7 protein-coding genes are annotated in these 7,913 nt (G+C 74.7%); 4 read left to right on the top strand and 3 right to left on the bottom strand.

Annotation, left to right across the window (positions count from 1 at the left end; genetic code table 11):
* Positions 1-106 precede the first annotated feature (106 nt).
* On the top strand, positions 107-616 hold the full coding sequence (locus AB0E96_RS35370; RefSeq protein WP_359829963.1) for an N-acetylmuramoyl-L-alanine amidase: 510 nt from the start codon (positions 107-109) through the stop codon (positions 614-616).
* A gap of 106 nt (positions 617-722) precedes the next feature.
* Positions 723-1,634 (top strand): DNA-3-methyladenine glycosylase 2 family protein, encoded by a 912-nt coding sequence (locus AB0E96_RS35365; RefSeq protein WP_359829961.1) that lies wholly within the window; start codon positions 723-725, stop codon positions 1,632-1,634.
* Positions 1,635-1,664: 30 nt separating this feature from the next.
* Here the strand turns inward: AB0E96_RS35365 and AB0E96_RS35360 are convergent, their stop codons facing one another.
* The 3 genes from AB0E96_RS35360 to AB0E96_RS35350 are packed head-to-tail and all read right to left on the bottom strand — an operon-like array spanning position 1,665 to position 4,609.
* The gene (locus AB0E96_RS35360) at positions 1,665-2,957 is read right to left on the bottom strand and encodes a coenzyme F420-0:L-glutamate ligase (RefSeq protein WP_359829959.1); all 1,293 of its coding nucleotides are present in this window, start codon (positions 2,955-2,957) and stop codon (positions 1,665-1,667) included.
* Positions 2,954-3,913 carry a 2-phospho-L-lactate transferase gene (gene cofD, locus AB0E96_RS35355; protein WP_359829957.1) on the bottom strand — a complete coding sequence of 320 codons (960 nt, stop codon included), beginning with the start codon at positions 3,911-3,913 and terminating at the stop codon, positions 2,954-2,956. Before cofD ends, AB0E96_RS35360 begins: the two co-directional genes overlap by 4 nt.
* Before the next feature lie 42 nt (positions 3,914-3,955).
* Complete coding sequence (locus tag AB0E96_RS35350; protein WP_359829956.1) at positions 3,956-4,609, bottom strand: cysteine dioxygenase family protein; 654 nt, start codon at positions 4,607-4,609, stop codon at positions 3,956-3,958.
* Positions 4,610-5,232: 623 nt separating this feature from the next.
* Here AB0E96_RS35350 and AB0E96_RS35345 point away from each other — a divergent pair.
* Both AB0E96_RS35345 and AB0E96_RS35340 read left to right on the top strand, forming a co-directional pair.
* Positions 5,233-5,505 carry a WhiB family transcriptional regulator gene (locus AB0E96_RS35345; RefSeq protein ID WP_030062195.1) on the top strand — a complete coding sequence of 91 codons (273 nt, stop codon included), beginning with the start codon at positions 5,233-5,235 and terminating at the stop codon, positions 5,503-5,505.
* 226 nt (positions 5,506-5,731) lie between these two features.
* The coding region (locus AB0E96_RS35340; RefSeq protein ID WP_359829954.1) for a glycosyltransferase family 2 protein at positions 5,732-7,913 on the top strand (2,182 nt) is incomplete at its 3' end.

Genomic DNA, 7,913 nt, shown 5'->3' with positions numbered 1-7,913 from the left:
AAAAGAAATCCGGCCGGATCACCGTCCTCCGATCCGCCGATTCTTCGGAGCCGTGCCGAATCGCCCGCAGACCTGACGGCGGTGGCCCCCCGTACCGGTCCGCACGGTGTTCGTCCACCACACCGACACCGCCACCGACTACGCCTGCGCCGACGCACCCCGGGTGATCCGGGCGATCTACCAGTACCACGTGGAGAGCAGCGGCTGGCGGGACATCGGCTACAACTTCCTGGTCGACCGCTGCGGCACCGTCTACGAGGGCCGCGCCGGCGGCGTCGAGCAGCCCGTCCACGGCGCCCACACCCTCGGCTTCAACACCGACTCCGCCGGCGTCGCCGCGATCGGCACCTACGTCGACGACCAGCCGCCCCAGCCCCTCCTGGACGGCCTCGCCGCCCTCGCCGCCTGGAAGCTCGGCCTCGCCGCCCGGCCCGCCGACGGCCGCACCAGGCTCGTCTCCGGCTCCGACGCCAGCCGCTACCCCGAGGGCACCGCCGCCGACTTCGACGCCGTCTCCGGGCACCGCGACGGCTTCGACACCGAGTGCCCCGGCAACGCCCTCTACGCCCGGCTGCCGGCCCTGCGCGCCGCCGCGGCCCGCCTCCAGGTCCGCTGACCGCGCCGCGCCCGCGGTCCCGCCCCTCCCCGGCCGTCGTCCCTCCGGGTCTGTCCGACCCCGCGCGTATCGTTCATATCCGGAGGCGACACGGGAGGCGACGGCAGTGGAAGCGGTACGGCGCTGGCGCCCGGGCTTCCCCCTGGACGTGGCCCGCACCCTGCTCCCGCTGAGCCGGGGCCCCGCCGACCCGGCCTACCGCAGCACCGGGGACGGCGCCGTCTGGCGCGCCTCCCGCACCCCGGCCGGCGTCGGCACCCTGCGGGTGCTGCCGCGCCCCGCGGCCGGCGAGGTCGAGGCGAGCGCCTGGGGCCCCGGCGCGGACTGGCTGCTCGACCGCCTCCCCCTGCTGCTCGGCGCCGAGGACGCCCCGGAGTCCCTGGTGCTGCCGCCCGGTCCGCTGCGCGACGCCCAGCGCCGTACCGCCGGGGTCCGGCTGACCAGGACGGGACTGGTGCTGGAGTCGCTCGTCCCGGCGATCCTGGAGCAGAAGGTCACCACCGACGAGGCCTACCGCGCCTGGCGCACCCTGCTGCGGGACTTCGGCACCCCGGCGCCCGGCCCGGCCGGGGGCATGCGGGTGGCGCCGTCGGCCCGCGAGTGGGCGCTGGTGCCGAGCTGGGAGTGGCACCGGGCGGGCGTGGACCCGAAGCGCTCGGCGACGATCATGCGCGCGGTCCGGCTGGCGCCGCGGCTGGAGGAGGCCTCGGCGATGGGCCACGAGGAGGCCTTCGCCCGGCTCACCGCCGTCCCGGGCGTCGGGGTGTGGACGGCCGCCGAGACGCTGCAGCGCAGCAACGGGGACCCGGACGCGGTCTCGGTCGGGGACTTCCACCTGCCGAACCTGGTCGGCTGGGCGCTGGCCGGCCGCCCCCGCAGCGACGACATCCAGATGCTCGCCCTGCTGGAGCCCTACCGTCCCCAGCGTCACCGGGTCTGCCGGCTCCTGCTGGCCACCGGCACCCACGCCCCCCGCTACGGCCCCCGCCTGACGCCCAACGACCACCGCCGCCGCTGAACGCGGCGGCGTCCGGCCGTCCGGCACGTCCTAACGCACCGCGATGAAGGCGTCGGGGCCGCGGTCCGGGCGGGGCCGAGGGGGCGCGGCGGGGCGGCCGACGGCGACGGCGCCCATCGGGTCCCAGTCGGCCGGGAGGTCCAGGGCCTCGCGCACGGTGTCGCGGCAGAACATCGTGGACGAGACCCAGGCGGAGCCGTAGCCCTCGCCGGTCAGCGCGACCAGCAGGTTCTGCACGGCGGCGCCGGCGGCGACGGTGAACATCTCCCGTTCGGCGGCGGCCCGGCGCGGGTCGGGGTAGTCGTGCGAGCCGTCCGTCACCAGGCAGGGCACCACCAGGTACGGGGCGTCGCGCAGGACGTTGCCGCGGGCGGTGCGCCGGGCGATCCTGGCCTCGTCCCAGCCGTCGAGTTCGCGCAGGTCGCGCTGCCAGGCGGCGAGCATCGCGTCGAGCAGCCGCTCCCGGGTGTCCGCCGACTCCAGCAGCACGAACCGCCACGGCGTGGTGTGGTGCGGGGCGGGCGCGGTGACGGCGGCGGCGACGGCGCGGCGGACGGCCGCCGGGTCGACCGCTTCGGCGGTGAAGGAGCGGACGGTGCGCCGCAGGGTGACGGCCTCCCGCAGCGCCTCGGAGGTGCCGAGCCGGAACATGTCGTCCACGGCGGGCCGGACCAGCGGCCGGGCGCCGTCGCCGTCCTCGGCGGTGACGAGGTGCCCGAGCCCGCGCACGACCGCCACCGGGACGCCGTTGGCCTTGCCCTTCACCAGGTCGGCGGCGGCGGCGAGTTCGTCGGCGGTCGCGGTGACGGTCATCTCCAGCAGGTTGCCGTGGCTGTCGGTGCGGCCCCGGTGGTCGTCCAGCACGGAGAGGCCCGCGGCGCCGATCGCCACGTCGGTCAGCCCGTTGCGCCAGGGCCGTCCGAAGGTGTCGGTGACGACGACGGCGAGCCGGCGGCCGGTGAGCTGCCGGAGCCGGGCCCGCAGCGCCCGGGCGGAGGCGTCCGGGTCCTCGGGCAGCAGCAGCACGGTGCCGGGGGCGGTGTTGGAGGCGTCGACCCCGGCGGCGGCCATGACGAAGCCGTTGCGGTTCTCCACGATCCGGGCCGGTCCGCGCCGGGCGACCACCCGGACGGTCTCGGCGTCGATCGCGGCCTCGCGGTCGGCGGCGTGCAGCAGCCGGCCCTCCGCCTTGCTGACGATCTTCGAGGTGACCAGCAGGATGTCGCCGTCCTGGTACGTCCCGGCCTTGGCGAGGAGCTCGCCCAGGTCCGCCCCGGCCTCGACCTCGGGCAGCCCCTGGACGCCGAGGATCTCCAGGGTCACTTGCGCACCTGCTCGGCCAGCGCCAGCGCGGCGCGCGCCATCCCGGCGGTGGCCTCGACGTCGGTCATCAGCAGCGGGACGGCCCGGCAGGCGATGCCGGCGGCCTCGACGGCGGCCACCGAGGCCTCGTCCACGGTGTCCACCAGCCACCCGTCGACCAGCGCCGCGCCGTAGTTCAGCGCGACGGCCTCCGCGGTGGCTTCGACGCCGACGGCGGCGAGCACCTTGTCGGCCATGCCGCGCACCGGCGCCCCGCCGATGATCGGGGAGAGCCCGACCACCGGCGCGGGGGCGGCGGCGACCGCCTCCCGGATGCCGGGGACGGCGAGGATGGTGCCGATCGAGACCACCGGGTTGGACGGCGGGAAGAGGATGACGTCCGCCTCGGCGATGGCCTCCAGCACGCCGGGTGCGGGCTTGGCGGTGTCCGCGCCGACCGCGACGACGGCCTCGGCGTCCACCGCGGCGTGCAGCTTGACCCAGTACTCCTGGAAGTGGATCGCCCGGGTGCCCTGCTCGTCGGTGATCCGCACGTGGGTCTCGACCCGGTCGTCGCTCATCGGCAGCAGCCGCACGCCCGGCTTCCAGCGCACGCACAGCGCCTCGGTGACCTGGCTGAGGCTGTACCCGGCGGTGAGCATCTGGCTGCGCACGAGGTGGGTGGCGAAGTCCCGGTCGCCGAGCCCGAACCACTCGGGGCCGACGCCGTACTCCTTCATCTCGGCCTTGATGGACCAGGTCTCGTCGGTCCGGCCCCAGCCCTGCTCCTCGTTGATGCCGCCGCCGAGGGTGTACATCACGGTGTCGAGGTCGGGGCAGACCTTGAGGCCGTAGAGGTGGATGTCGTCACCGGTGTTGCCGATGACGGTGATCTCGTCCTGCGGTCCGACCGCCGCGAGGAGTCCGCGCAGGAAGCGCGCTCCGCCGATTCCGCCTGCCAGTGCCACGATGCGCATGGGGGTCATCCTGCCACGGTCGGACCTTCCGTCAGCCCGGGATCAGTGCGACCCGGCCTGGGCCTGCCGCTCCGGGTGCTGCTCGGGGACGGCGGCGGCGCCGTACTGGTTCATCTCGGTCAGGCCGGGGGCGTAGAGGTGGATCGAGACGGCGGGTTCGAGCGCCCCGTTGACGACCTCGTGCAGGTAGCCGGAGGAGAACACGCGCTGCCCGCCGGGCCGCAGCACCCGGGCGCCCTCGCCGGTGGTGGTGAGCGAGCGCTCGACCAGCTCGCCCCGCACGACGCTCATCACGCCGGAGGACTCGCCGTGGTCGTGGAAGCCGCTGGACTGCCCGGGCAGCCAGCTGAGCAGCCAGACCTCGTAGCCGGGGCCGGTCTCCAGCCGGGCGTACCAGCGGGTCAGCGCGTCGTAGCGGACCAGCGGCTCCCAGCGGGCGCGGTCGGCGGCGATCTCGCGCACCAGCCGGGCGTACTCGGCGACGGTGGTGGGGTGGGCCGGCAGGTCGGTGCGGGCCAGGTGCGGGAAGGCGAGCGGGTCGCCCGCGATGGAGACGTCGCTGAGGCCGTCGGCCCACTGGCGGGTCCGGGTGCCGGCGGAGGTGTTGGCGGGGGTGCCGGCGGGGGCGGTGGCGGGGCCACGGCGGGCGAGCTTGCTGCGGTCGCGGTTCCGCTTGCGGATGCGGATCATGCGCACGGGAGTCGTCCTCGGAGGAGTCGGCCGGATTCGTCGGATCAGCCGGATCCGGGATGTCCTGGGACGGGACTCGCGGGCGGCCTCTGTGCTTCCTGGGGGCGGCGCGCGGTGGGACGCGGGCGCCTAGATACAGCAGGAGCAGAGGCGACAACAAGAGTTCACGGCACGGCGGAGGGTGGAACCGCTCCGGGGGCTGGCGAACTCTGACATAGGAGCAAGGAGACCGCATCCGCAGGGGCGGTGTCAAACCCAAGGATGCGGCATTCGAGTGGGTTAGGTCCGGATCTTTCCCTGATGAGGTGATTCATCACTCTCTATGTTTCGATGGGAAGATCGCCGGGAAGGCAGGCCGATGACCGGCCTGTGACGGTGACCGGGCGTCACCCGGTGAATGGTTGCGGATGGTTCGGCACTGTTCAGGACCTTGAGGCGGAAGGTCCGATGTGTCCAAATATGTACACTATTCGTAACGGCTTGGTGCCAGGGAGTGAATCCCGGCCCCAATACCAGAGCTCGGCTTGACTGGGCCAGAGTGACGCAACTGTAATTTCACTCGTGTCGTCAGCCGCACGAGGCAACGGCAACCACGGGGACGCCAAGTAGGGGCAGAGGAGGCGCGCCACATGAGCGAGCTCTTTGAGCTGTTGATCGGGGACGGCATCGCGGAGGACGAGGAGGAACTCGGTTGGCAGGAGCGCGCGTTGTGCGCCCAGACCGACCCCGAGTCCTTCTTCCCCGAGAAGGGCGGCTCGACCCGCGAGGCGAAGAAGGTCTGCCTCGCCTGCGAGGTCCGCTCGGAGTGCCTGGAGTACGCCCTCGCCAATGACGAGCGCTTCGGCATCTGGGGCGGCCTCTCCGAGCGCGAGCGCCGCAGGCTCAAGAAGAGCGCGGTCTGACCGGGTCGGCCCCGCCTCCCGCTAACCCTTCGACAGCGAGTGGCAGCCGCACAGCTGTACGAGCGCCTCACCGTGACGGTGGGGCGCTTTCGTGTTCCCGGGGCCCCCTTCACCGTCTCCGCACGCACACCCCGGACGAACCGGCCACCCGGAGCCGTTAGTGTGGTGCGCCATCCGGTTGCCGTTCACCGGCTGTGTCCACCGAGAACTGGGGCCCGCGCACGCGATGACCGTCTACAGCCACCAGAGCGGCTCCACCGCTTCCCGGCCGCCCGCCTACCCGCGCCACCTGGTCACCGCGGTGATCGTCTCGCACGACGGCGCCCGCTGGCTCCCGCAGGCCCTGGCCGGCCTGCTCGGTCAGGACCGTCAGGTCCAGCGCATCCTCGCGGTCGACACCGGATCCACCGACAACTCTCCGCAACTGCTCGCGGACACCCTCGGCGACTGGCTGCCCGACAGCGGCCCGCTGGTCCTCGGCCGCCGGGCGGGCTTCGGCACCGCCGTCGCCGAGGCCGTGGCGGGCAGCGCGCCGCTGCGCTCGGAGGACCTGCCGTACCGGCTCGACGCCTCCGGCTACGACCCCGTCACCGGCGGCTGGGACGACTTCGGCGACCCGCTCGCCCAGGAGGACGACCTCGGCCGCGGCGGCCCGCGCGAGACCCGGCCGGTCGAGTGGCTCTGGCTGCTGCACGACGACTGCGAGCCGCAGACCGACGCGCTGCGCCGGCTGCTGCAGGTCGCCGACTCCACCCCCAGCGCCGCCGTGGTCGGCCCCAAGCTGCGCAGCTGGTACGACCGGCGGCAGCTGCTGGAGGTCGGCGTCACCATCGCCCGCTCCGGTCGGCGCTGGACCGGCCTCGACCGCCGCGAGCAGGACCAGGGCCAGCACGACCAGGTCCGCCCGGTGCTCGCCGTCTCCAGTGCCGGCATGCTGGTGCGCCGGGACGTCTTCGAGGAACTCGGCGGCTTCGACCGGGCCCTGCCGCTGATGCGGGACGACACCGACTTCTGCTGGCGGGTCAACGCCGCCGGCCACCGCGTGGTGGTCGCCCCCGACGCCGTGCTGCGGCACGCCGAGGCGGCCGTCCGCGAGCGCCGCGCGATCGACTGCGGCCCCGCCCACCCGCACCGGGTGGACAAGGCCGGCGCCGTCTACACCCTGCTCACCAACTGCCGGGGCGCGCTCTTCCCCTACGTCCTGCTGCGGCTGGTGCTCGGCACCCTGGTGCGGGCCGTCACCAACCTGCTCGGCAAGGACCCGCGCCAGGCGTTCGACGAACTGGCCGGCCTCGGCCACGAACTCGTCCGCTTCCCGAGGCTGCTGGCCGCGCGCAAGCGCCGCGCCCGCGCCCGGTCGGCGGACGCCCTGGACGACCGCACGCTCTTCCCGGCCCCCGGCGCCACCACCCGGCTGGCGGTCGAGGGCGTCGTCGGCTCGCTCGGGATAGGGGGCGGCGACGACACCGGCGGCCGGCACGGCTCGGCCGAGGCCGGCGGGGACGAGGACGCCGAGGACCTGGTCGTCGAGCAGTTCACGCTGCTGAAGAAGCTCGCCCGGCGCCCGGCGCCGGTGCTCTTCGCGGCCCTGCTGGTGTTCGCACTGATCGCCTGCCGCGGCCTGCTCGGCGGCGGCGAGCTGTTCGGCGGCGCCCTGCTGCCGGCGGCCGACGGGGCCGGTGGCCTCTGGTCGATGTACGCGGACGCCTGGCACCCGGTCGGCACCGGTTCCACCGCCGCCGCACCGCCGTACCTGGGCGTCCTCGCGGTGCTCTCCTGGCTGCTGTTCGGCCACGCCGACCTCGCGCTCACCCTGATCGTGGTGCTCGCCGTCCCGCTGTCCGCGGTCAGCGCCTACCTGGTGTCCCGGCCGCTGCTGGACTCCAAGCTGGTCCGCGCCTGGGCCAGCGCCACCTACGCGCTGCTGCCCGCCGCGACCGGCGCGCTCGCCCAGGGCCGGATCGGCACCGCGGTGCTCGCCGTGCTGCTGCCCCCGCTGGCCCGCGCCGCCGCCATCGCGGCCGGCCTCGGCATCCGCGCGGAGAGCGCCGCCAAGGGCGCCCGCCCGGGCTGGCGCCCGGTCTGGATGACCGTCCTGCTGCTCACCCTGGCCACCTCCTTCGTCCCGATAACGTGGGCGCTCGCGGTGCCGCTCTGCCTCGCGATGCTGGTCGTCGCGGTGGTGCGCGGCAGCGCCTTCGGCTCCGGCGGCGCGGCGCTGCGGCTGCTCGGCCTGCGCGTCCTGGTGATCCTGGCGGTGCCGGTCGCGGTGCTGGCCCCGTGGTCGCTCACGGTGCTGTCGCACCCGCAGTGGCTGCTGCTGGAGGCCGGGCTGCCCGGCCTGCACGGCGCCGGAGCGAGCGCGGCCGGCCTGCTGCTGGTGAACCCGGGCGGCGCCGGGGTGCCGC

The organism is Kitasatospora sp. NPDC036755, assembly GCF_040636595.1.
Lineage (GTDB): Bacteria > Actinomycetota > Actinomycetes > Streptomycetales > Streptomycetaceae > Kitasatospora.
Note: the sequence above shows the minus strand (reverse complement) of the source record. Positions and strands in the feature narration are given on the sequence as shown.

What these genes read in the sequence shown, in the direction of transcription:
- cofD (WP_359829957.1), bottom strand. Translation starts at nt 3,913, where the DNA reads ATGCGCATCGTGGCACTGGCAGGCGGAATCGGCGGAGCGCGCTTCCTG.
- AB0E96_RS35345 (WP_030062195.1), top strand. Translation starts at nt 5,233, where the DNA reads ATGAGCGAGCTCTTTGAGCTGTTGATCGGGGACGGCATCGCGGAGGAC.